Source organism: Rickettsia amblyommatis (genome assembly GCF_002078335.1).
In the GTDB taxonomy this organism is placed as follows: domain Bacteria; phylum Pseudomonadota; class Alphaproteobacteria; order Rickettsiales; family Rickettsiaceae; genus Rickettsia; species Rickettsia rickettsii.
Genome location: NZ_CP015012.1, coordinates 776,449 through 800,429, shown reverse-complemented (window position 1 = coordinate 800,429; position 23,981 = coordinate 776,449). Strand labels below are relative to the sequence as shown.

Sequence of the window (23,981 nt, the reverse complement as noted above, 5' to 3'; positions counted from 1 at the left end):
GTGAATCAATTTCACCTCTGTCATCCCGTGTCTTGACCACGGGGCGACGCAGTGGGTTTTACCGGTCCACGCAACAATACCTCCTCGCAATGACGACTTAGGTATCTACGCAAAATGCTTTCGCAAGAATGACATCGAGAGCTTTTTAAGAGCTATGCGAGAATAACAACGCCTTAGCCCTTACACCTCTTCAGATTGCTCTCATCCCTCTTCCTCTAACTCACTATCTTCTTCACTTTCAGAAGTTTCAGCAATTAAAGAGACAGACACCACTTTTTCACCATCATCTAGCTTAAATAGGATTACGCCGCTAGTGTTACGTCCCGTAATACGTACTGACTCAAGTTTACAGCGAATTAACTTACCGCTATTGGTAATCAGCATTAACTCATCATCCATTTTAACCGGCATAACACCGACGACTAAACCAGTTTTGTCGTTAATATCCATATTGATTATACCGCTGCCGCCACGGTCAGTAATTCTATAGCCATAAGCTGAGCTTCTCTTACCAAAACCGTTCTCAGTGACGGTTAAAATGAATTCTTCGGAATTTGCCATTTCCAAAATAGCCGGGGCAGTTAAGCTTACGCCAAGTTCTTCAGGATTAAACGCCTCACCTTTAGCAATCTCTAATCTCTGCTCCCACGGCACGGATAAATAAGCATCTCTAGCCTCTTTTGTACTACTAATACCTTTAAGCACAGTCATAGAAATTACGGAATCCTCTTTGGCAAGCTTCATACCTCGTACCCCATCGGAAGTACGGCTCTTAATAACACGCAGCGATTCAACAGGGAATCTTAAAGCCTTACCGGCTTTGGTAGCAAGTAAAATATGCTCGTCTTCTTTACACAGTTTTACGTCTATTAATTTATCGTCCTCATCAAGCCTAATAGCAATTTTACCGTTCGACTGAAGCTTTTTGAAATCTAATAAATCACTTCTTCTGATATTACCCTTAGCAGTTGCGAACATAATGTTTAAATTATCCCTCTCATCCTGATTTTCAGGTAACGGCATAATATTCGCAATATGTTCATTTGCTTTCAACGGTAATATATTAACCATCGGTCTACCCTTGCCCTGCGGATTACTTAAAGGCAGTTTATACAGTTTTAAACTATAAACCTGACCGATATTTGAGAAGAACAACATAGGGGTATGAGTACTACCGACAAAAACTTGCGTGGTAATATCTTCATCACGCATTGAAAGCCCTGATCTTCCCTTACCGCCACGTTTTTGCGCACGATAGCTACTTAGAGGTACACGCTTGATATACCCGCCAAGCGTTACGGTTACAACCATTTCTTCACGCTGAATTAAATCTTCTATATCTTGATCAAATTCGCCGAATTCAATTGAAGTAAGACGAGGAGTCGCAAATTCTTCTTTAACTTTAATGAGTTCTTCCTTTAAAATTTCAAGTAACCTTGTACGAGAGCCGAGTATATTAAGATATTCGGTGATTTCCGTAGCGAGGTTCTTTAAATCCTCTTCAAGCTTGTTTTGTTCCATAGCGGTCAGGCGTTGCAATCTCATTTCTAAGATTGCCTTAGCTTGCACTTCGGTAAAGTTACATTTACCCTGCTCGTTTAACATTGCTTTATCATCTACCAACTTTACAAGAGGTAGGATATTTAATGCTTCCCACTGACGAGCCATTAATTCTTGTTTAGCTGCATTCGGGTCATTTGAAGCTTTAATAATACGTATTATTTCATCGATATTACTAACGGCAATAGTTAGTCCTAGTAAAATATGAGCTCTATCTCTTGCTTTATTGAGTAAATATATAGTACGGTTAGTAATTACTACTTCCCTAAAACTAACGAAAGCTGCAATTACTTCTTTCAAATTCATCACTTTCGGTAGCCCGTCTTTAAGAGCAAGCATAATAACACCGAAGCTAGTTTGTAGCTGCGTACATGCGTATATTTGATTTAAGACTACTTCAGCAACTACGTCTTTCTTTAATTCAATAAAAATCCTTAAACCGTTTTTATTCGATTCATCACGTAAATCACTTATACCTTCTATACGCTTTTCCTTAACCATTTCAGCGATTTTCTCAACGAGCCTTGCCTTATTTACCATATACGGTATTTCGGTAATAATAATTGCTTGACGGCTATTACCGATATTCTCAATCTCGGCTCGACCTCGCATAATGATACTACCTCTACCGGTAAGATATGCCGATCTAATACCGCTAATGCCTAAAATCATTGAACCTGTAGGAAAATCCGGTCCTTTAACGACTTCAAGTAAATCTAATATTTCTATATCGTTATTATCTATATATAAACAGCACGCATCGATAATCTCACCAAGATTATGAGGCGGGATATTAGTTGCCATACCGACCGCAATACCTCCGCTACCGTTCACCAATAAATTGGGAAACATTGCAGGAAGTACGGAAGGCTCTTCTTCAGAACCATCGTAATTAGGGTTAAAGCTGATAGTCTCTTTATCGATATCCTCTACGAGCTTATGCGAAACTTTGGCCATTCGAGATTCGGTATATCGCATTGCTGCCGCCGCGTCACCGTCCATCGAGCCGAAATTACCCTGCCCATCTACAAGCGGTAAACGCAAGGAAAAATCTTGTGCCATACGTACTAACGAGTCGTAAATAGCACTATCGCCGTGCGGATGGTATTTACCCATCACGTCACCGACTATTCTAGCGGATTTTCTATAAGGTTTACTAGCATGATTACCGGCTTCATGCATGGAATAGATAATTCGGCGATGCACCGGCTTTAAGCCATCCCGAACATCCGGTATAGCTCTACTTACTATAACGCTCATAGCATAATCAAGATAAGATACTTTCATCTCATCTTCGATATTTACCGGTACTAAATTAGAAGAAGATTTATCAGTCACGATTACTTAGCCTTAAATTTAATGAATTAAATTTAATAATAGAGACATAATAAATTTCTTTCAAGGATTGCTTGTATTTATAATCGTGGCATTGTTTCTAAGTTACCGATGTCATTGCTGCGGGGCATTGTTGCGCGGATGCCGATGTCATTCCTGCGAAAGCAGGAAGCTAGTTTTTTAAGCAAATTATATACTAAATTTTTATATTTTCTTTGTTTTATCATTTTTTACTGGATTCCCCCGCTTTCGTGGAAATAAACGAGCCATACAACAAGGCCTTTAGTCGCGTACAATGACGACATCAACCGTTTCTAGGCAATAACATAATCGTAAGAGTTAACAAACTTTATTATATATTAGAATTATTTTATACTTTCTAAATATAATGAACACTGCTCTATTCTTGTTATCTCATCTACCGTTACCTGTTCTTCTAACCTTTGTTTAAACTTAGATCTTAGTTTTTCTAAATCTTTATTTTTCTTAGAGAACGGTAATATTTTAGATAATAATTTATTATTTTTGAAGTTTTAACCACCGAAGATTTTAACTTCGGGTGGTTGGGACGTTCAAAGAACCGTCACAGAACAATTAATAATAGCTTTTAGATTTAAAGCTTACACTTTAAACCCTGGACATAGCTACATCACCCCGACCATGAAGTCGAGGATTATACCATTTATACGGCTGATAATACCGCTTAGGATAGAGGCTTTGAACCCCCGGAATAACGTCATCGCTATTCTTGCAAGAGATTTTAGCCAATTTTTTGAAATATCAATTAGCTATCCATGTCATTCCTGCGTGGATCAGTTTTTTCGTCATTGCGAGGAAAATTACATAGTAATTTGACGCAGCAATCTTGAGAAGAATTCCTGAGATTGCCACGCTCACTAACGTTCGCTCGCAATGACGACTTAATATCCACGCAACAAAACCTCCGCAGGAATGACATCGAGCTGGTTTTACCAAACCACTTAATAAAGCTTGTAGTTGATATAATGATAAATTTTAAGAATGTTCCTCTTCTTGCTGTTTATACCAAAGTTCGGCATAATAGCCTTTGTGCTGTAGCAAGGTTTTATGGTTGCCCCGCTCAACTATATAACCGTTATCTAAAACGATAATCTCATCTGCATCGATAATAGTTGAGAGTCTATGGGCAATGATAAGAGTAGTATAATGAGCCGAGATCTCTTTAAGGCTTGCTTGAATTAGCTTTTCGGTTTTAGTATCAAGCGAACTTGTTGCCTCATCAAAAACATATATTGCTGGATTTTTTAAGATGGTTCTTGCAATTGCAATACGCTGTTTCTCACCGCCCGAAAGCTTTAAGCCTCTCTCGCCTACCTGCGTCTCATACCCTTCGGGTAACGTGCTAATAAACTCATGAATATGAGCATTTTTTGAGGCTGCTATAACTTCATCGTAGCTTGCTGCATTATTACCGTATGCGATGTTGTAATATATCGTATCGTTAAACAGTACCGTATCTTGCGGGACAATTCCAATAGATTTACGCAGCGATTGTTGTGTGACTTCTCTTATATCCTGACCATCAATAGTAATATTGCCGCTATTAATATCGTAAAACCTAAAAAGCAAGCGTGATATCGTCGATTTCCCTGCCCCACTACTACCAACTACTGCTAAAGTTTTACCGCTCTTGATCATAAAACTTATATTATGTAAAATCGGATGTTCCTGATTATAAGCAAAACTAACATTATCAAAACTAACCTCACCTTTTAAGATAATTAGCTCCTTAGCATTCAAAGCATCCTCTACTTCTGCCGGTATATCAAGCAGCTTAAACATATCTTCCATACTAACTAGAGCGTTTTTAATTTCTCTATACGCAAAGCCAAGTATTGAAAGCGGAATTGATAGCTGAAATAGATAAGTATTAACCATTATTAAATCGCCGACTGTCATTTTATTTTGGTTAATAGCATTTGCTGAAAGTATCATAAGGCTAACAAGCCCTAAGGATATTATAACATCCTGCCCGATATTTAAAATCGATAGGCTGTTAGTAGTTTTAGTAGCTGATTTTTCATAAGTTTGTAAAGCCTCATTAAACTTTATCGCCTCATATTCTTCATTACCGAAATATTTAATGGTCTCAAAATTCAGTAAACTATCGATTGCTCTATTATTGGCGGTGTTATCGCTTTGGTTCATTTCCCTTACAAAAGAAATACGCCAAGTACTGATTAGGCAAGTGTAACCAACATAAACTATCATTGTTATTAAAATAGTTACGGCAAACCAAATACCGTAAACATACCATAACATCCCGCTTACTAATATAATTTCTACGCTTGTCGGAAAAATATTAAATAACGAATACCGCAGTACCGCTTCAATACCTTTAGTACCACGCTCTATTGACCTACTTAAGCCCCCTGTTTTCCTAGTAATGTGAAAACGCATACTTAAATTATGCATGTACTTAAAGACATTTAGAGCAACTAAGCGAGTTGCTTGATGCCCTACTTTTGAAAAAAAGATATTTCGTAATTCACTGAAAATTTGAACAAGTATTTTTGTTCCACCATATGCAACAATAATCCCGATAATAACCGAAAGAGCAAAGTTTTTATTTAGCCCATCTATTATATATTTATAAACAATAGGAACGAAAGTATTTATTACTTTAGCTATGACTAGACAAATAAGAGAGGTAACAATACGCAGGCGTATATCAAAATCCTTCGACCATAAATACGGCAGAAGTAGATAGAATGAATTTTTGCGAGTTTTGTTTTTGGACATTTTGAAGTTTTCAGCATCATTGCGAGCGGGCACTGCTCGCGTGGATACTAAATCGTCATTGCGAGCGACCGTAGGGAGCGTGGCAATCTCATGAAATAATAACAAACTCCTGAGATTGCTTCGTCAATTACTTCGTAATTTCCACGCAATGACGTTTTTATTAATTACGCTCTGGCAGCAGGTGAAGTCTTCTTTGGCTGATTTTCTAACAGCTTATCTAGCCTTCCCTCTTTTTCAAGATCAAACAGAGCATCACAACCGCCAACATGCATATTATCTATAAATATCTGTGGAACGGTCTTTTTTCCACCAGATTTCTTAATAAATTTTTCTTTCTCTTCCTGAGTAAAATTACTTACTTCAATTTCCTCATAAGCAATATTTTTCTCATCAAGCAATGCTTTAGCTTTTATACAATAAGGACAACTAGCGAGAGTATAAATAATAATTGTGTATAATATAGCTTTATTCATAATGTTATATTTTTTTATGAGATTTTAATATATTATCTTAAACTATAGTTTTTAAAGCAAGTAAAAATGCATGAATAATTTTTCTATTATCTCAGAATATAAACCGGCAGGTGATCAACCAAAAGCAATAGATGAAATTATAGCAGGGTTAAGTAGCAAAAAACGCTCACAAATGTTGCTTGGTATTACGGGATCAGGCAAAACCTTTACTATGGCAAATATTATAGCGAGAACTAATCGTCCTACTCTTATTATGGCTCATAATAAAACTTTAGCTGCCCAAATCTATTCAGAGATGAAATCAATTTTTCCAAAGAATGCCGTTGAATACTTTGTCTCATATTATGATTATTACCAGCCCGAAGCTTATATAGCACGCACCGATACTTTTATAGAAAAAGACTCATCAATTAACGAACAGATTGATTTAATGCGTCATGCCGCTACAAGATCGCTATTAGAACGCCGTGACGTTATAGTAGTTTCTTCCGTTTCCTGTATTTACGGGCTTGGCTCTCCCGATTTATATTACCAAATGATGGTTAATCTAGAGCCTGGTCAAAGCTACCCTCGTGATCAGCTACTAAAAGATTTGATAAATCTACAATATGAGCGTAACGATATCGGATTTGAGCGTGGCTGTTTTAGAGTTAAAGGCGACAACATCGATATTTTCCCCTCACATTACAGCGATAAAGCTTGGCGTTTATCGTTTTTCGGTAATGAACTCGAATATATCCATGAATTTGATCCCCTAACAGGTGAAAAACTTGCTAAGCTCGATAAAGCTATGGTTTTTGGTAATTCACATTTTGTGATGCCTCAAGAAACGGTCAATAATGCCATATCAGGTATTGCAGAAGAATTACAAAAACGCTTAGAGTTTTTAAAGTCACAAGACAAACCACTTGAAACTCAAAGGCTAAATCAACGTACTCAATATGATCTTGAAATGTTAACGGAAACTGGCAGCTGTAAAGGCATTGAAAACTACTCTCGCTTTTTCACAGGACGTAGTGCCGGTGAGCCGCCTCCTACATTATTCGAATACCTACCAGAAGATGCATTATTATTTGTTGATGAAAGCCATGTATCCGTACCGCAAATTAGAGCGATGTATAACGGCGATCGAGCAAGGAAAGAAGTTTTGGTAGAGCATGGGTTTCGTCTACCCTCTGCACTTGATAACAGACCTTTAAAATTTGAAGAATGGGAAAAATTGAGACCACAAACTGTGTTTGTATCTGCAACTCCAGGACCGTTCGAGTTAGAAGAAACCGGCGGCACGGTTGTAGAATTGATTATCAGACCTACGGGGCTGCTTGATCCTGAATGTATTATCAAACCTGCTACTAACCAAGTTGAGGATTTAATTAGCGAAATTCAAACCACTATCGCTAAAGGTTTTCGTGTTCTAGTCACCACCTTAACTAAAAAAATGGCAGAAGATTTAACCGCCTATTTGCAGGAGCTAAAATATAAAACTTCTTATTTACATTCTAACGTTCATACTCTAGAGCGTATAGAGATTTTACGAGATTTAAGGCAAGGTACTATTGATATTTTAGTCGGTATTAATCTATTAAGGGAGGGGCTTGACCTCCCTGAATGCGGCTTAGTTGCTATACTTGATGCAGACAAAGAGGGGTTTTTGCGGTCGGAAGTATCGTTAATACAAACAATAGGAAGAGCTGCAAGAAATAGCGAGGGTAGAGTTATACTTTATGCCGATAAAATGACTATGTCTATCGATAAAGCCGTTAGTGAAACGTTGCGTAGAAGGCAAATTCAGCAGGAATATAATGAAAAACACGGCATAATTCCAAAAACCATCAACCGTACTATTCACACTTTAGCAGAATTTGAGAAAATCGATAGTAAACTTGATAAAAAACAAGCTCATACTTTATTTGATAATCCTGCTAAGCTAAAAACCCATATTGATAAATTAAAGAAAGAAATGCTTAAAGCCGCAAGTAATCTTGAATTTGAACAAGCCGCAAAACTTCGTGATCAGCTAAAAACTCTAGAAGAGGCAGCACTCGAGTTGAGTTAATGGTGTGCGTTGTGGATACCAAAATCGTCATCGTCATTGCAAGGAAAAACTGTAAATTTTGACGCAGCAATCTCAGGAGTTTGTTATTATTTCATGAGATTGCCACGCAGCCTATGGCTGCTCGCAATGACGATTCAGTGTCCACACAGGCAATACCATTAACAACATCTAAAACTCCTACGATGATACGGTGATAAGCCGTGCATATTAATAGCTTCGATATGTTCTTTGGTACCGTAGCCGGAATTTTTGTGCCATAAATATTGGGGAAATTCAGCACTTAAGTCTAGCATCAAACGATCCCTAGTAACTTTTGCAACAATAGAAGCCGCAGCAATCGATAATGATAAATTATCACCGTTAATTATACTGACAAATCTTTCATCCTTAAACTGCATATTACCGTCAACTAACACTATTTCTGGCTCAAGGCTAAGATTTGCCACAGCAATAGAACAAGCTTTTTTAGTTGCCTCTAATATATTAATATCATCAATTTCGGTATGAGAAATAATAGCAGTTACCCAAACATAATTACTAGTGATTTGTTCATATAGTAATTCTCTTTTCTTTTTGGAAAGCTTTTTAGAATCTTTAATGCCCGTTATAATATTGGCGTTATCTATTATAACGGCACTTGCTACTACCGGACCTGCGAGCGATCCTCTACCTGCTTCATCTATACCTGCTACAATACAGTTATGATATTTTTTTTCAAAATGTAATAGATCTACTTCCATAATTGTATTTTTTTAATTTTTGATATATGATAGAGCAGTTTAGAATTACAAAAAAGGAAAAGTGCAAAATTATTTTCAATTATTAGGACTTCCGCAAGAGTATAATATTAATTTAAAGATATTAGAAAAGCAATATTTTGCTATGCAGGTAAAATATCATCCCGATAAAGCAAAAACTTTGCAGGAAAAGGAACAAAATCTAATTACTGCGGCTGAATTAAATAACGCTTACTCTACTCTTAAAGATGACTTAAAGCGTGCTGAATATATGCTGCTTTTGCAAAATATAAATTTGAATGACGAAAAAACACGTAGTTTACTTTCGCCGCTAGAATTAAGCATATTCTGGGATGAAATGGAAATAATCGAAAATACTATCTTATTTAGTGATTTAGAAAAAATAAAAGATAAATATGAATTAATGAAAAAGCTTGAAATTGATTCTTTAAAACAAGCTTTTGAAGAACAAAATCTATCAGACGCAACTATAAAAACTAGCAAGCTTAAATATATTGGGACATTGCTGCATAAACTGCAAGAAAAAATAAAATCATGCAAATAATAGAAATTAGGGAACCGGAGCAAGCTGATTTGAAGCAAGAACGGCAAATAGCAGTCGGTATCGATTTTGGCACTACTAACTCATTAATAGCTATTGCAGCTAATAGAAAAGTTAAAGTTATTAAATCTATAGATGATAAAGAATTAATCCCAACTACTATAGATTTTACAAGTAACAATTTTACTATAGGTAATAATAAAGGACTGCGTTCTATTAAAAGACTATTCGGTAAAACATTAAAAGAAATTCTAAATACTCCAGCACTTTTTTCGTTAGTTAAAGATTATCTAGATGTAAATAGTAGTGAGCTTAAGCTAAATTTTGCAAATAAACAACTGAGAGTCTCTGAAATTGCAGCAGAAGTTTTTATTTACCTAAAAAATCAAGCAGAAGAACAATTAAAGACTAATCTAACTAAAGCAGTAATAACAGTACCTGCACATTTTAACGATGCAGCAAGAGGCGAAGTAATGCTTGCGGCTAAAATAGCAGGTTTTGAAGTATTAAGGCTAATTGCCGAACCTACTGCAGCTGCCTATGCTTACGGCTTAAACAAAAATCAAAAAGGCTGTTATTTAGTATATGACCTAGGCGGCGGCACTTTTGACGTATCCATTCTTAATATACAAGAAGGTATTTTTCAAGTTATAGCAACAAACGGCGATAATATGCTTGGTGGCAACGATATAGATGTAGCAATTACACAATATCTTTGCAATAAATTTGATTTACCTAATTCTATAGATACCTTACAACTTGCAAAAAAAGCAAAAGAAACTTTAACATATAAAGATAGTTTTAATAATGATAATATATCAATTAATAAGCAAACATTAGAGCAACTAATTTTGCCCTTAGTAGAACGTACTATCAATATAGCTCAAGAGTGTTTAGAACACGCAGGAAATCCAAATATAGACGGAGTTATTTTAGTAGGGGGTGCAACCCGCATTCCTTTAATAAAAGACGAATTATATAAAGCATTTAAAATAGATATTCTATCAGATATCGATCCTGATAAAGCAGTTGTATGGGGGGCTGCATTACAAGCAGAAAATTTAATAGCACCGCATACAAATTCATTATTGATTGATGTAGTACCTTTATCGCTGGGTATGGAATTATATGGCGGTATAGTTGAAAAAATCATCATGCATAATACTCCGATTCCTATTTCGGTAGTAAAAGAATTTACGACTTATGTCGATAATCAAACCGGTGTACAATTTCATATATTGCAAGGTGAACGTGAAATGGCTGCCGATTGCCGTAGTTTAGCCCGATTTGAGTTAAAGGGACTTCCTCCTATGAAAGCAGGATATATTAGAGCCGAAGTTACTTTTGCTATTGACGCAGATGGTATATTATCCGTTTCTGCTTATGAGAAAATCAGCAATACATCACATGCTATAGAAGTAAAGCCAAATCACGGTATTGATAAAACAGAGATTGATATTATGTTAGAAAACGCGTATAAAAATGCTAAAATAGATTATACTACAAGATTATTACAAGAAGCAGTAATTGAAGCAGAGGCTTTAATCTTTAGCATAGAACGTGCTATAGCGGAATTAACAACTTTATTATCGGAAAGTGAGATATCTATAATTAATTCTTTATTAGATAATATAAAAGAAGCCGCACACGCTAGAGATCGGATCTTAATTAATAATTCTATTAAAGAGTTTAAATCCAAAATAAAAAAATCTATGGATACAAAGTTTAATATAATAATTAATGATTGGCTAAAAGGCAAAAATATCAATCAAATTAAATAGCCTCAGTTATATATAAAATATTATATATAATCGAACTAATTTAGATAAGGAAAAATAAGAAGAATGTCAGGAAAAATAAAAGTAACATTTATTATAAATGATGGAGAAGAAAAAACAGTAGAAGCACCGATAGGGCTTTCTATTTTAGAAATTGCCCATAGTAATGATCTAGACCTTGAGGGGGCTTGTGAAGGATCGCTTGCTTGTGCTACTTGTCATGTTATTTTAGAAGAAGAATTTTACAACAAATTAAAAAAACCTACGGAAGCAGAGGAAGATATGCTTGACTTAGCTTTTGGTCTTACCGATACTTCTAGATTGGGATGTCAAATTATTTTAACCGAAGAATTAGACGGCATAAAAGTACACCTTCCTTCTGCTACTCGTAATATAAAATTATAATGGATTAAAAAAGTGATACGTAAAATACTTCTTTTTGTGTTTTTAGCCTTTACTATAATATGGTTTGCAACTGCATATACTATAAAAAATAACGTTATAAGTTTAATTAAGAATTCTGAATCCGATAATCTTAAAATATCTTATAATGCAGTTAAGTTTTCAGGCTATCCTTTTAATTGGAAAATTACCGTAACGGATCCTAAAGTAAAATTAATTGATCATGTAAATTCTAAAGAATTTACATACAAAAATATTGTCCTAAATATAGCTTTTAGTACTAAAAGAGCCGCTCTTAATTTCGGTCCTTTTATTAGAGAAGTCGATAATTACGGCGACAAAACATTTACCTATGATGTACGCAGCGATGATGACATAAAGGGTATAGGAAAATTTAATAAACCTTTATATAAAATATCAAAAGATGATAATTTAAAAGAAATATTAAAATCAATTCAGCTAAATAATAAAGCATTATTGATATTTAAAGATAATCAAGAAATCTTTAAAATTAATGATTTAGCATTTCTTATAAGAAAAGAGAATTTAGCAAGTAAGGAAAATATATCCTTATTTTTAAATATGAATTATTATTCAGAAAAAGATATTTTGAATTTTAAAAATGCTAATTTAGATATTGCTGCTTCTTTAAAATTTGCTGAAGACGGAGAAAATTCAGCTATTTTACAAAATTTTAATATAGAAAGATTTATTTTTACTTGTGATAATGATTCTAAAGTTAATTTAAACGGTGCTTTACAACTCTTTGCCAATAAATTACCGAAAGGAAAACTATATTTTGAGCTGGAAAATTATAATTCCATAGTTGATAAATTATTACCGAATAATATTAGTTTTTCTAAGAAAATAATTAAAACAATTATTGCTAAAGCAATTAATAACGCTTCCGACGCGCAATTAAATACAGAGCAAAATGATGCAAATTCGGCTTACAACAATACAGAAAAAGCTAAGTTTGATATTGAGTTTTCAGACAAAGGAATAAATATCGGTTCTATTCAGTTATTAGAACTAAAACTTGGTGAACATAAAGAAGACCAAAATACCGCAAATAATTCAAATTAGTTTTATGAACAATTTTAAACTAGCGACTATTATTAGCATATTTCTTATTTGCAGTAATGTTTATGCTGCTCCAAAAGTCATTAAAATCGGTACCGGCTCTATTTTAAAAGGATATTATGCTATTGGACTTGATTTATGCAAGACTATTACAAATGACGATAAAAATAATGAATATATTAAATGCGAAGTTGTTGCAACAAATGGTAGTATAGAAAATTTAAAATTATTACAACAAGGCAAAATTGATTTAGCCCTAGTGCAAGCTAATATTGCAGTAGAAGCATATGAGGGCATAGGTTATTATCACGATCAAGAAAAAATGCAAAATTTACGTCAGGTGCTTAATCTACATGATGAGTTTTTTACGGTTATTGTAAAAGATGAGGATAAAATAAAAGTTTTTGCTGATATTGACGGAAAAAAAATAACTAACGGTCCGGCATTTTCCAGTAGTAATATTACTTATGATGCCGTACGTTCTTTATATAAATTTGCTAAGGAACCTGAAAAGCTACACATTAATTATGCAGATTATAGTGATAAATTCTGTAATAAGGAAATAGATGCTATAATAATGATGGTTGGACATTCTAACCCCTTAGTAAATTTAATAGCTAATAAGTGTGAAATTGATTTCGTTTCAATTGACAATGATAAAATAACGGAATTAATAAAACAAAATAGCGCTTTTCATAAAGCCATACTTCATAAGGGCTTATATCCAGGGATTACCGATGATCAAACTACAGTAAAAGTATCGGCAATCCTAGTAACTAGAGATGAGGCGAATCGTGATATTTTAGATAAATTTATCGGAGCTTTTCATAGAAACGTAGTAAATTTTAAACTTTCTAATTACTTATTAAATAACCTGGACATTAACTATTTCGCCGATACTAAAAATTTTGTTCTACCAAAACATGATTCAGTAAGAAACAAAAACTAACAATATCTTATGTCTGAAAATACTATATTTAAAAATATACTTATACCTATAGATTTAAATGATAAAAAATCTATAAAAGGTATTCTTTCTAAGGCTTTAATGCTTGCGACAAACTTTCAAGCAAAATTACATTTTATGTATGTAATTTCTGAATTCGGTATGAAAATGTTTGAAGATTATTTACCTAAAAATTGGAGAACGGAGAAAAAAGAAAAGTATAAAGCTCAAATTAAAGAGCTTATCAAACAATATATTCCCGATGAAATTGAAACAGATTATTATATAGGTAGCGGTGCCGTTTATGATGAAATAATTAAGCACTCTAATGAAATTAAAGCCGATTTAATAATAATCTCTGCAGTCAGACTACAATTAAAAGATTATATGCTTGGACCTAATGCTTCTAAAATCGTCCGTCATTCAGATATATCAGTGTTAGTAGTAAGAAACGAGTAATAAGTATTATTTACGACTCTTGGGAGTGCATTGCCAGCGTGGATCCATAATCGTCATTGCAAGCAGCCGTAGGCTGCGTGGCAATCCACAAAAAATAAAAAAAAAATGCTAATTTATAGCATTTTTTTACTGGATTGCTTCGTCAAAACTTACAGTTTTTTCTCGCAATGATGATTTTGGCTGTTATAACTTCACTTTCAACTTCACAAAGCCTTGATCTTTTGTAAATGACAGTTATATTCAAGTAATACGCTTACATTATCTTTTTCAGTTAAAACGCTAGCACCGATATTATAAGCAACTTTAGGTTGCTTCGGTCATGCGATAGTTTCATTAACTTCTCTATCTTTTCATTTGACTTTAGCATTAAGTTTTTTACTATTATCATTAAAGTAATGTTCTACAGATGCTTGAAGTGCAGGCGTAACACTGAAACCTTTAGCTATTTTCTACGGTGCTAAAGCTACCTTACCACCTAAAATACCGCTCTATAAATGCTGCTTTTTAGAAGCAATACTCAAATGCTGAATACCTACATCACTTTCTTGATATATATCGTCTTTAGAGTGGCCGTATCTTATACCAAGATTTGGAGTAAGAGTAATATCACCATTCATAAGATGATTATAACTTAATAAAGTTTCAAAGTTATAATTATTATTCTTATATTTACCGGTTGCAATAGTACCTAAACGGTTGATTTTACTCTTTACTATATTATGATTGTAAGCAAACATAGCTTGTATCATAAAGTTTTTCGGTAATTCTTTTTGTCCGTATAAAGTTACGATATGGCTATCGATATTAGTATTTGACCTGCTACCGTTAGATTTAAACTTTGAATCCAATTTAGTATAAGCAATACCGACTAAATCTTTGTAGTTATCAGAACCAATATCAAAACCTATAGTACCGCCCGAAGCATGACCTTTATAACCGGCAAAACCTTTTTGTGTATTAGTATCGTAAGTACCTGCAATCTAAAGGCTTTTATCTAACACTTTTTCATCTTCATCACCCGTAGCAACCGCAGCACTAGAGAACATTCTATGCGATATAATATTACAGCTCATTTGAGTGATATCATGAATCGGATTATATATTGCTCCAATCATTTCTTCGTCTTGTTTTACTGCATTTTGCATTTCTACAACTTCAGCAGCTTCAACTCTTACAGCTTCAGCAATGCTTGCTTATGCGGCTTCCTTTATAGAAGCAACTACTTTTGCCTCCTCTTCTTGTCTAGCTTCCTCTTGCTTCGAGTTTTCAAGGCTAACTTCAGAATCCTTAGATTCTGATTTATTTGTACTACTAGATACTTCTACTTTTGTTCGCTCCTGTATTATATTATAATTATAATCATCAAAGCCTTCAATATTGCCCTCTACAGGAACAATCCTCTCTATACGTTGAACAATCATAATTTCTGCACCAGTATGTGGAGCTTCTTCCACCGGAGGCGGAACTACCCCTACATCTTCCATATTAATAACTACCGGTGCCGGTGCTAATGGAGCTGCAACTGCAGGAACATCTATTACCTCTTCTGCATCCTCTTCAGGATCTGCCAGTCAAACCAATGGTTCAACAGGAGCCACAGAAGCAACAGCAGGAGCTACTACAACTACTCCACCATAGCTTACGTCTCCATTTGCTACTGCTTGTGCTGCTGCCTAACTCAGGACGTCTTGTAGCAACTTCTGCTTCATTTACAACTGCCGCTTTGTACGGCGTCTGTTATATTTTTCTCTGTAATGGTTTTAGAAGCTTTAGATAAACCAGCTGCATTATCGGCTAAAACTTTTCTTAGTAATCTAGCGTTAATATCAACTGCCGTTTCATAAATTCTTGATAATGTTGCCGGTGCAGCTTTATTTTGTAAAAATGTTAGCCGCTATCTATATTACTTTCCACTGTTAAATTAACAATATTGTTATTAATCCAATTATTTATTTGAGTATTTACTTCGTTTGCTTTAGGAGTAAGGGCTATATTATCGCGTACGTCTACTTTATTAATAGCTAGATCTAGTACATCGGAAAATTTTAAAGTATTAAAATTATCAACAATTCTCTCTATTTCATTATTTAAAGAATTTGCTCCTAAAACATTTTCATTTTTAGCAATATAATCTATTCTTGATATAATTGTTTTCTTATCTTGTAGTTCATCTTTTATTTTTATTTCAGTACTTCTTGCCGTAATATGATTTTGTAAGTCCAGCGGTAATTTATCAAAAGTATAGTTTAAGCAGTCTATTGCATTATGTTCTTCTTCATTAAATAGCTCTTTAAAAAATTCCTTGTTGGCTATTTTATTATTTAAAGTTAAAGCTTGCCTTGAAATTTGCTTTATTACATCATCATCTTTTATTCTATTCCAAATATTCTCAGCTTTTATCATTAATTGTGCTCTATCAGGCTTTAAGTGGACTTGTCCTTTCTTCTAAAGTTAAAAGTGTTTTGATAGTAATCCCTAAATCTGTTTCTGCACCTAATGTTCTTACTTCTAGCTTTCCGGGATTTCCATTATTTTTAGCTAAATACATCTCATTATGAAATATTCTGTCTAAAGTATTCGGAGCTACAAGAACTTCTGCAACTGCTCTGCCTACAACCGATGCCGGTGCAGCTATTCTTCCCCTTAATGCAGCATCTTCTTTTGCCTTTAGATTATACCTGCTAATTTTAGTTCATCATCACCTATGGCATCTAGATTTGCTATATCCCTAGCTATTGCAAGTCTTATACCTACACCTGCCGGAGGAGGAGCTGCTACTCCACCCGGTAGAAGCGGAGGAGGCGTTACTACTCCTGCCATTGCTTGAGGTACTATATTACAAGACCTACTAGACCCTCGTTATCTATTCTTATTTCACCTACAGTCTTTTTTAGGACAAGTACCAGATCGCTCATTGTTAAAGCATCGAAATTATTTATCAATGCCTGCATTTTCTTACCATCCAAATCTTTAGTTATTAAACCGGCATCTTTTAAAATCTTGTTATAACTCTTTAGACCTTGCTCATCAACTACCTTATCGTTTTCATTCACTATCTTAATTTTACCGTTATCAATATATGCTTCTTTTAATTTAGCCATCTGCTCCAAATAATTAACTACTATTGCAGGATCAGCTAACTTCATTATGGATTGTCTTATGGGAATACTAGATTGTTTAGACTCAAGCTCAACTAAGTTTTGATTAACATAGTTTTTAAATTGATCTAATAATTTATGTTTTGCTTCCGGAGTAGCGACGCTTTTAAACTTATTTAATAAAGGACTGTTGCCTGATTCAGAGTATTTAGCATTAATATCGATGCTTCTTACAGTAGGATCAGTAATATTAGTACCAAAAAATACATGTTCAAAAGCTTCTGTTGTTAAAGGAGCTTCAACATAATTATTTACAACTTTTAAATTGTCATTAGCATCTACACCGCCTGTCATAGCTATATATTTTAACTGCTCCAAAAGTGTATTTAAATTTTCTATATTATTAAAATGTATAGCCTTTTTAATTTTATCGTTAATACTGACAGCATTTGCCCCTTCCGCTTTAGCAAGGATTTCCAATACTTGAAGTCTAATTTTCTAGAGCCATCTCTTGCTCGTTACATCCTGTTTCTACTGCTGTATTACCTGTTAAATCAACAACTTCAACACCGGCTGCACGTGCTTCTCTTCTTTCTCTGGCACCGTTAAGTACAGGAGCAACTGCTTGAAGTCTAGTGACTTCTATTATTTCGTTATTGAATAATCTTCTTTCCCCCGGCATAAGATCGTCAACAAGGTTACCAAAATCCGTACGGTCCTGAATTCCTTTTATAACATTAAGCTTTTGAGCAGGAGTTAATATTTGGTAATCAGCAGTATGGTTTAATATATCATAGATTTCTATATATCTGCTCTTGCTTCCCCGGTCACAGCGGTAAGGATTGCAGCATTAGCACAGCTAAGTAAGAATAATTTTATAAGTTTAGAATTTATAGATTTAATATTTTTAATATCTAATTTCTCTTTAATCTTAACAATTACTTAAAATATTAATACTTTTTTTGTTATTAAAGATAGTGATACATGCAAAAAATATTATGTCAAAAATTTATATTGATGGGCTATAAAATATGGTAGTAACGTGGATTTTATATGATATTTTAGTATTTATAGGCAGTGTAAAACTTATTGTTAACGTTTGGTTAATTTATTAGAATCTCGTAGAGCATTATACGATATTACTTCTATATATGCAAGCTATATTATTAAAATTTTCATTATTTTTAAAATGCTTTATAATGATTGTTATATAACATGATGTCATTCCCGCATGAATACCCAAGTCGTCATTGCGAGCGAACGTTAGTGAGCGTGGCAATCTCAGGAATTTTTCCAATATTGCTTAGTCAAAACTTACAGTTTTTCCTCGCAATGACGACAAAATCGTTCCACGCAACCGCGCTTTCTTGCCTACGCGGGAATGACATTAAACTATAAGGTATATACTTTGTCTCTCAAAACCAAATTACTTTTTATTACAATCAGCAGCATTATAATATTATATTTTGCTATTCCTCCTGCGCCTTTACTTAAAGACGTAAGTTTCTCACAAAGAGTATTTGACCGAAACGGCGAGTTAATGCGTATTTCGCTTTCTAAAGACGATAAATATAGGATATTCACTCCTATACGTGAAATACCGGCAAGTTTTATAGAAGCAGTACTATTATATGAAGACAAGCATTTTTATAAGCATTTTGGCGTTAACCCCGTTTCTTTAGCCAAAGCTTTTTATTCTACTTATTTACAGAATAATCGTAAAATAGGCGGCTCTACTATAACAATGCAAGTAGCACGTTTAAGATATGAAATAAACTCTTCTACTATTCTTGGTAAAATCCATCAAATCATTAAAGCTCTTCATGTAGAGCTACATTATTCAAAAGATGAAATCCTAGAAGCTTATCTAAATCTAGTGCCTTACGGTAGTAATATTGAAGGGATAGCAGCCGGCAGTTATATTTACTTTAATCGTGACCTAAAAGATTTAAATTTGATCGATATTCTAAGCCTTGCAGTAATCCCACAAAATCCGCTTAAAAGAGGCGGGAATGATATTAATATTTTTAAAGCACGTAAATATCTATTTACCAAGTGGCTCACGATTCACCCACAAGATATTATTTATAATAAGTTAATTAGTTTGCCGATTAAATTTAATCAAAATAAAAAGCTTCCTTTTATTGCACCACATTTTACTTTAGACATACTAGCAAATAATGATAGCCCTATTATACGCACTACTATAGATAAAAATCTGCAAGCTACTATAGAAAAACAAGTGCGGCTATATATTAATGATCGGCAAAAATATGGCATTAATAATGCCTCCGTAATTCTTATTGATTTTACTACTATGGAAGTGCTTGCAAATATTGGCTCCGGAGAGTTTTTTAATAACGATATTTGTGGACAGATTAACGGCACTAAAAGCCATAGATCTCCAGGCTCAGCTTTAAAACCGTTTGTCTATGCACTTAGTTTTGATCAATCACTAATACATCCGTTAACTTTACTAAAAGATACACCTACTTACTACGATCATTATAAACCGGAAAATTTTGATAGTAGGTTTGCAGGCGGTTTAAGTGCTAGAGCATCGTTAATAAAGAGCCGTAACGTACCTGTAATATTTCTAGCGTCTAAGTTAAAAAACCCGAATTTTTATGAGTTCTTACAACAAGCAAAAATTAGCGGCTTACGAAAACCTGAAAATTACGGTTTATCTATAGTACTCGGCACAGTAGAAATTACTCTTGAAGAGTTAACTACTCTTTATGCTATGCTTGCTAATTTCGGTACTTATAAACCGCTTAGAAAAGTATTGGATTCTACTATGTCATTCCTGCTTTCGCAGGAATCCATAAAAAATGACCTAAATGTTGGAACAAAAATTTCATATGATTTACTGGATTCCTGCTTTCGCGGGAATGACACAGGAGAGGACAAGGATGACACGGGCACCGTACTACTATCCCCCGAGGCAAGCTATTTAACACTTGATATTATAAAAGATACGACTCGTCCTATTACCTATAATAATACAAGGCATAACTTACCGATTTATTGGAAAACAGGTACTTCCAGCTCATTTAGAGATGCACTTAGCGTCGGCATATTCGGAAAATACGTACTTGCTGTTTGGGTTGGGGATTTCAAAGGGCAAACACACGGAACATTTACGGGTAATATTTCTGCAGCCCCTTTATTCTTTAATATTATCGAATCCATAGCTAGACCAAATAAAGATGAGGATTTAATCCTTTCAAAAATTAATACACTAAATATTACTAAAGTAAAAGTTTGTGCAGATACGGGAGATATCGATAACGATATGTGTCCGGTTAAAGCAGAAACCTTATTCATTAAAGGCAAATCACCGATAAAACAATCCGGTATTTATAGAAAAATATTGATAGATTTAAAAACCGGTATGCCTGCTTGTAACTTTATTAAAGGACAAACAGAATATAAAACAGTAAATTTATGGCCAACAGATATGCTTTCGGTTTATCAAAAAGCAGGAATACATATATTACCGAAACCGATACCTACAAACCATTGCAATAGGTTGATAAATTGGCATCATCAAAAACCTCAAATTATACACCCGTTAAAAAATTCCGTACATTCAATTAAAAATAGTGATAACATTACTTTTAGTGCGATTAGCAATAATAAAACCAACAACATTTTTTGGTTTGTGGAAAATGAATTAATAGCAACCGCAAAACCAAACGAAGCAGTAATATGGAAAGCAAAAGCCGGTAAATTTATTATTAGAGCTATCATCGATAGCGGCGAAAGCGACAGTATAAAAATTTATATTAAAGAATAGGTTAACGGTTATATATGAAATTTAAAATTCCCACAGAAGTTGATATTAAACCTTTCACAGAAGAAGAAACTGCTCTTGATTCTTTAAAAGCAAATATTCTAAATGCATTGACTGAAGTGAATTATTCACTAATACCAGCAGGAAAAACACCAGAAGCTACAGCAGTAATAGGATTACCTTATAGTGGAAAAAGCATATTTTTAAATGCTCTTAGGAACAACCTTAAGATTATCGAAAACGGTGAAGAATTTACATTTGATAAATTATTTGATTTTGAAACAACGCTGGAAATTCAGCATAAATATGAGCCGGCTATATATGATCCCAAAAAATTTGAAATTGCAGAAAAAGTATTTTGGGAATGCTCTAACGGAGTACCCGATACAATGCAAGAGTTAATCAATGTATTTTTCATTAAAAAGCTAGTTCAAATGACCGATAAATTAAAATTTATCATAGTAGCAAAAGAAGAGACCGTAAAATCCCCTAGTATCTTTAACAGGATTATAGAAGACTTTAAAAATATTTTTCCTACAGAAGAACATAAAAAATTAAAAGGAAATGTTATATGCATAATAACACAACATAATGCAAATAATCATGAAAACATTATACCGATGTTACAAAATAGCATTGCTATTAACAAGGATATATTAGAATTCTCTGATATAAAATTTTTCTATAAACCTACTTCTCAAAATGGGGAAATAAACCTCTCTCTAGAACTCAAACACCTAGAAGAGAGAAAAGGAGTACAAAATTTAGAGATAAAGAAGCTAAGTTCATTGCTCAGACAGTGAAAATTTACATACACAAATACAGATAAATGTAGAATGTATAATTAATACTATCCAATCAATTTTTGAAGACTTTAATGTATATACACCTTTAACTACTCAAAATTTTTAGATAATAACTATGATGGTTATATTAAACCATATTTACCAAGTTCTCCAATACAATAATATCCGGCTATAGCAAAAACTCTTTCTTGTTTTGAAGGATTAGCACAATTATCAGAATTTCAAGCTATCATATTAAACAAACAAGCTAATAACCTTATAGGGGTAATATTTCAAATTTTAGACTCTATTGAGAAATTCACAGACAGTAAACCGGTTATTCAAGCTTACCGATATGTATTAAACCTACAAATTAAAGAATTATCATTATTTGAAGAAATGTTATCTACAACATGTTCTCAATCCAATGATTGCTATAGTGCCTTAATTGAAATATGTGATTTATTCATACAAAATAACTATCTATCTTCTATAAAAAATATAGAACCTAAACACAATCAACCAGTGCAATATATAAAGAAGCCATAGAGTGGTTAAATAAGTACTCGGACAAAGCAGAAGTGACTCAAACTATAGCTAGCTGCTACTCTAAAATAGGCGATATATTGAGCGAAGAAGAAGATTATAATGGAGTTTTAGCTAATTATAATGCAGCTCTAACATGTAATGAAGAACTTAAAGAAATGTACAATAAAATCGGCGATATGCTATTTAACTTAGGACGTGAAGACCTAGCTATCATATTTTATAGAAAAAATAATAAATTAGACTCTATATTAAAATGTTACGACAGTCTTATAAATAAGGCTGAAAAGCCTACAAAAATATGATTTATATATGGCCCAAGGGAAACGAACTTTGCTTTCAAAAACAACAGGAAACAGATTCTGCAGAATCATATTTTAAAGCAGCTGGTGTTGTACGTGATCCTCAAAAACAACGAGGTGTAATGCTTATGGCATACAATACTTTCTTAGGAAACCCAAATAATAACGCAATTCAACAAACAGATATTTCAGAACAACAATAAAGAGAGGGATATCTTAATGGTATAATCGGCGATATTATTGATCTGTGACCGTTCACTGGTGTTAAGCGGCTTATTATTCCTCGCTGTCATCCCGTGATTTATGCACGGAATCCAGTAAAACATATAAAAATTTATTTTTATATGTTTATTTTGTTAAACATGTAGTGTAGATAACAATATTGAAGTTATTTTTTCTGGACCCCGTGGTCAGGCCACGAAAAACCCATGAACGCTCACATTGATCTATCTATCTCAGTAAATCATTTATGCTTACTTTAGCTCTAGTAGTTTTATCGACTTGTTTTACGATAACTACACAATAAAGTCCAGGCTTACCGGCTTCCTTAGCAGGCAATACTCCTGGAACTACAACGGAATAAGCCGGAATTCTGCTGTAAATAATTTCACCTGTATCTCTGTATATTATTTTTGTAGAGCTACCGATAAACACCCCCATACTAATTACTGCTCCTTCCTCTACTATTACACCTTCTGCTATTTCCGATCTTGCACCAATAAAACAATTATCTTCAATGATAACAGGCTTTGCTTGCAACGGCTCAAGCACCCCACCTATTCCCGTCCCGCCTGCAATATGGCAATTCTTGCCGATTTGAGCACATGAGCCGATAGTAGCCCATGTATCAATCATTGTTCCCTCATCTATATAAGCACCTATATTAATGAAAGAAGGCATAATTACAACATTTTTAGCTATATAAGTACCTGTTCTAACAACAGCTCCGGGCACTTTGCGTATAGCTGCTTCTTTGAATGTATTTTTATCAGTATCTGCAGAAAATTTAGGAGCAACTTTGTCATACCAACTATTATAATTGTTATTATAAAGTTGTGATTCTGTAGTGATAAAATATAGCAATATAGCTTTCTTTACCCATTCATTAACTTGCCAACTATTTTCTTTCTTTTCACAAACACGAATCGTACCTTGATTTAAGCGTTCTATACTATCATTAAGAGTTTGCTTTAATGTTATAAGCTTTGAAGAATCTTGAAGAAGTTTGTCCTTAATTTGCCAAGCTTCTTCAATTTCTTTAATAAGAGAGGACATATCTTTT

20 protein-coding genes and 3 pseudogenes are annotated in these 23,981 nt (G+C 33.8%); 11 read left to right on the top strand and 12 right to left on the bottom strand.

What is annotated here, in order from left to right; all coding sequences use genetic code 11:
* Positions 1–201 precede the first annotated feature (201 nt).
* The 3 genes from gyrA to grxC all read right to left on the bottom strand — a co-directional run bounded on the left by gyrA (position 202) and on the right by grxC (position 6,149).
* The gene (gyrA, locus tag A3305_RS04485) at positions 202–2,898 is read right to left on the bottom strand and encodes a DNA topoisomerase (ATP-hydrolyzing) subunit A (RefSeq protein ID WP_014391926.1); all 2,697 of its coding nucleotides are present in this window, start codon (positions 2,896–2,898) and stop codon (positions 202–204) included.
* A gap of 1,011 nt (positions 2,899–3,909) precedes the next feature.
* Complete coding sequence (locus tag A3305_RS04480; protein WP_041860490.1) at positions 3,910–5,676, bottom strand: ABCB family ABC transporter ATP-binding protein/permease; 1,767 nt, start codon at positions 5,674–5,676, stop codon at positions 3,910–3,912.
* Between the two features lie 164 nt (positions 5,677–5,840).
* On the bottom strand, positions 5,841–6,149 hold the full coding sequence (gene grxC / locus A3305_RS04470) for a glutaredoxin 3 (protein WP_014391923.1): 309 nt from the start codon (positions 6,147–6,149) through the stop codon (positions 5,841–5,843).
* Positions 6,150–6,219: 70 nt separating this feature from the next.
* Here grxC and uvrB point away from each other — a divergent pair, with 70 nt between their 5' ends.
* On the top strand, positions 6,220–8,205 hold the full coding sequence (gene uvrB, locus A3305_RS04465; RefSeq protein WP_014391922.1) for an excinuclease ABC subunit UvrB: 1,986 nt from the start codon (positions 6,220–6,222) through the stop codon (positions 8,203–8,205).
* Positions 8,206–8,363: 158 nt separating this feature from the next.
* On the opposite strand, the gene A3305_RS04455 is transcribed toward uvrB, so the two are convergent.
* Positions 8,364–8,945, bottom strand: a complete 582-nt coding sequence (locus A3305_RS04455) for a ribonuclease HII (protein WP_014391921.1) — start codon at positions 8,943–8,945, stop codon at positions 8,364–8,366.
* A 61-nt stretch (positions 8,946–9,006) separates the two neighbouring features.
* On the opposite strand from A3305_RS04455, the gene hscB reads away from it, so the two are divergent.
* The 6 genes from hscB to A3305_RS04425 all read left to right on the top strand — a co-directional run bounded on the left by hscB (position 9,007) and on the right by A3305_RS04425 (position 14,172).
* Positions 9,007–9,507 (top strand): Fe-S protein assembly co-chaperone HscB, encoded by a 501-nt coding sequence (hscB, locus tag A3305_RS04450; RefSeq protein WP_014391920.1) that lies wholly within the window; start codon positions 9,007–9,009, stop codon positions 9,505–9,507.
* On the top strand, positions 9,498–11,285 hold the full coding sequence (hscA, locus tag A3305_RS04445) for a Fe-S protein assembly chaperone HscA (protein ID WP_014391919.1): 1,788 nt from the start codon (positions 9,498–9,500) through the stop codon (positions 11,283–11,285). Before hscB ends, hscA begins: the two co-directional genes overlap by 10 nt.
* A gap of 63 nt (positions 11,286–11,348) precedes the next feature.
* Positions 11,349–11,687, top strand: a complete 339-nt coding sequence (locus A3305_RS04440; protein ID WP_014391918.1) for a ferredoxin family 2Fe-2S iron-sulfur cluster binding protein — start codon at positions 11,349–11,351, stop codon at positions 11,685–11,687.
* Positions 11,688–11,699: 12 nt separating this feature from the next.
* Positions 11,700–12,770 carry a hypothetical protein gene (locus A3305_RS04435; protein ID WP_014391917.1) on the top strand — a complete coding sequence of 357 codons (1,071 nt, stop codon included), beginning with the start codon at positions 11,700–11,702 and terminating at the stop codon, positions 12,768–12,770.
* Positions 12,771–12,774: 4 nt separating this feature from the next.
* On the top strand, positions 12,775–13,716 hold the full coding sequence (locus A3305_RS04430; RefSeq protein WP_014391916.1) for a TAXI family TRAP transporter solute-binding subunit: 942 nt from the start codon (positions 12,775–12,777) through the stop codon (positions 13,714–13,716).
* A 9-nt stretch (positions 13,717–13,725) separates the two neighbouring features.
* Positions 13,726–14,172 carry a universal stress protein gene (locus A3305_RS04425; RefSeq protein ID WP_014391915.1) on the top strand — a complete coding sequence of 149 codons (447 nt, stop codon included), beginning with the start codon at positions 13,726–13,728 and terminating at the stop codon, positions 14,170–14,172.
* Positions 14,173–14,660: 488 nt separating this feature from the next.
* On the opposite strand, the gene A3305_RS04420 is transcribed toward A3305_RS04425, so the two are convergent.
* The 7 genes and pseudogenes from A3305_RS04420 to A3305_RS11500 form a co-directional block, all read right to left on the bottom strand.
* Complete coding sequence (locus tag A3305_RS04420; RefSeq protein ID WP_081120858.1) at positions 14,661–15,152, bottom strand: autotransporter outer membrane beta-barrel domain-containing protein; 492 nt, start codon at positions 15,150–15,152, stop codon at positions 14,661–14,663.
* Complete coding sequence (locus A3305_RS08895) at positions 15,153–15,317, bottom strand: hypothetical protein (protein ID WP_155845516.1); 165 nt, start codon at positions 15,315–15,317, stop codon at positions 15,153–15,155.
* A 48-nt stretch (positions 15,318–15,365) separates the two neighbouring features.
* Positions 15,366–15,656 carry a hypothetical protein gene (locus A3305_RS10445; protein WP_226984002.1) on the bottom strand — a complete coding sequence of 97 codons (291 nt, stop codon included), beginning with the start codon at positions 15,654–15,656 and terminating at the stop codon, positions 15,366–15,368.
* Positions 15,657–16,059: 403 nt separating this feature from the next.
* Positions 16,060–16,575 (bottom strand): hypothetical protein, encoded by a 516-nt coding sequence (locus tag A3305_RS04410; protein ID WP_226984000.1) that lies wholly within the window; start codon positions 16,573–16,575, stop codon positions 16,060–16,062.
* 149 nt (positions 16,576–16,724) lie between these two features.
* Positions 16,725–16,992 (bottom strand): annotated as a pseudogene (locus A3305_RS11505) (hypothetical protein).
* 11 nt (positions 16,993–17,003) lie between these two features.
* Positions 17,004–17,696, bottom strand: a complete 693-nt coding sequence (locus A3305_RS11815; protein ID WP_373604498.1) for a cell surface protein — start codon at positions 17,694–17,696, stop codon at positions 17,004–17,006.
* A pseudogene (locus A3305_RS11500) lies at positions 17,676–18,101 on the bottom strand (cell surface protein); the annotation flags it as partial. The pseudogene A3305_RS11500 and the gene A3305_RS11815, both read right to left, overlap by 21 nt.
* Before the next feature lie 577 nt (positions 18,102–18,678).
* On the opposite strand from A3305_RS11500, the gene pbpC reads away from it, so the two are divergent.
* The 4 genes and pseudogenes from pbpC to A3305_RS10415 all read left to right on the top strand — a co-directional run bounded on the left by pbpC (position 18,679) and on the right by A3305_RS10415 (position 22,902).
* The gene (pbpC, locus tag A3305_RS04380; RefSeq protein WP_014391909.1) at positions 18,679–21,069 is read left to right on the top strand and encodes a penicillin-binding protein 1C; all 2,391 of its coding nucleotides are present in this window, start codon (positions 18,679–18,681) and stop codon (positions 21,067–21,069) included.
* A 386-nt stretch (positions 21,070–21,455) separates the two neighbouring features.
* A pseudogene (locus A3305_RS11495) lies at positions 21,456–21,726 on the top strand (hypothetical protein).
* Between the two features lie 706 nt (positions 21,727–22,432).
* Positions 22,433–22,702 (top strand): tetratricopeptide repeat protein, encoded by a 270-nt coding sequence (locus A3305_RS10420; RefSeq protein ID WP_041860489.1) that lies wholly within the window; start codon positions 22,433–22,435, stop codon positions 22,700–22,702.
* Positions 22,699–22,902, top strand: coding sequence for a hypothetical protein (locus tag A3305_RS10415; RefSeq protein ID WP_045799394.1), 204 nt, complete (start codon positions 22,699–22,701; stop codon positions 22,900–22,902). Before A3305_RS10420 ends, A3305_RS10415 begins: the two co-directional genes overlap by 4 nt.
* A gap of 247 nt (positions 22,903–23,149) precedes the next feature.
* Here A3305_RS10415 and dapD read toward each other — a convergent pair whose 3' ends face one another.
* On the bottom strand, positions 23,150–23,974 hold the full coding sequence (gene dapD / locus A3305_RS04360) for a 2,3,4,5-tetrahydropyridine-2,6-dicarboxylate N-succinyltransferase (RefSeq protein WP_014391908.1): 825 nt from the start codon (positions 23,972–23,974) through the stop codon (positions 23,150–23,152).
* Positions 23,975–23,981: the final 7 nt, after the last annotated feature.

Coding starts and splice junctions, on each gene's coding strand:
- A3305_RS10415 (WP_045799394.1), top strand. CDS start 22,699: ATGATTTATATATGGCCCAAGGGAAACGAACTTTGCTTTCAAAAACAA.
- A3305_RS04440 (WP_014391918.1), top strand. CDS start 11,349: ATGTCAGGAAAAATAAAAGTAACATTTATTATAAATGATGGAGAAGAA.
- dapD (WP_014391908.1), bottom strand. CDS start 23,974: ATGTCCTCTCTTATTAAAGAAATTGAAGAAGCTTGGCAAATTAAGGAC.
- A3305_RS04425 (WP_014391915.1), top strand. CDS start 13,726: ATGTCTGAAAATACTATATTTAAAAATATACTTATACCTATAGATTTA.
- grxC (WP_014391923.1), bottom strand. CDS start 6,149: ATGAATAAAGCTATATTATACACAATTATTATTTATACTCTCGCTAGT.
- A3305_RS04455 (WP_014391921.1), bottom strand. CDS start 8,945: ATGGAAGTAGATCTATTACATTTTGAAAAAAAATATCATAACTGTATT.
- uvrB (WP_014391922.1), top strand. CDS start 6,220: ATGAATAATTTTTCTATTATCTCAGAATATAAACCGGCAGGTGATCAA.
- A3305_RS04480 (WP_041860490.1), bottom strand. CDS start 5,676: ATGTCCAAAAACAAAACTCGCAAAAATTCATTCTATCTACTTCTGCCG.
- A3305_RS08895 (WP_155845516.1), bottom strand. CDS start 15,317: ATGCAAAATGCAGTAAAACAAGACGAAGAAATGATTGGAGCAATATAT.
- A3305_RS04410 (WP_226984000.1), bottom strand. CDS start 16,575: ATGATAAAAGCTGAGAATATTTGGAATAGAATAAAAGATGATGATGTA.
- hscA (WP_014391919.1), top strand. CDS start 9,498: ATGCAAATAATAGAAATTAGGGAACCGGAGCAAGCTGATTTGAAGCAA.
- A3305_RS04430 (WP_014391916.1), top strand. CDS start 12,775: ATGAACAATTTTAAACTAGCGACTATTATTAGCATATTTCTTATTTGC.
- A3305_RS10445 (WP_226984002.1), bottom strand. CDS start 15,656: ATGGAAGATGTAGGGGTAGTTCCGCCTCCGGTGGAAGAAGCTCCACAT.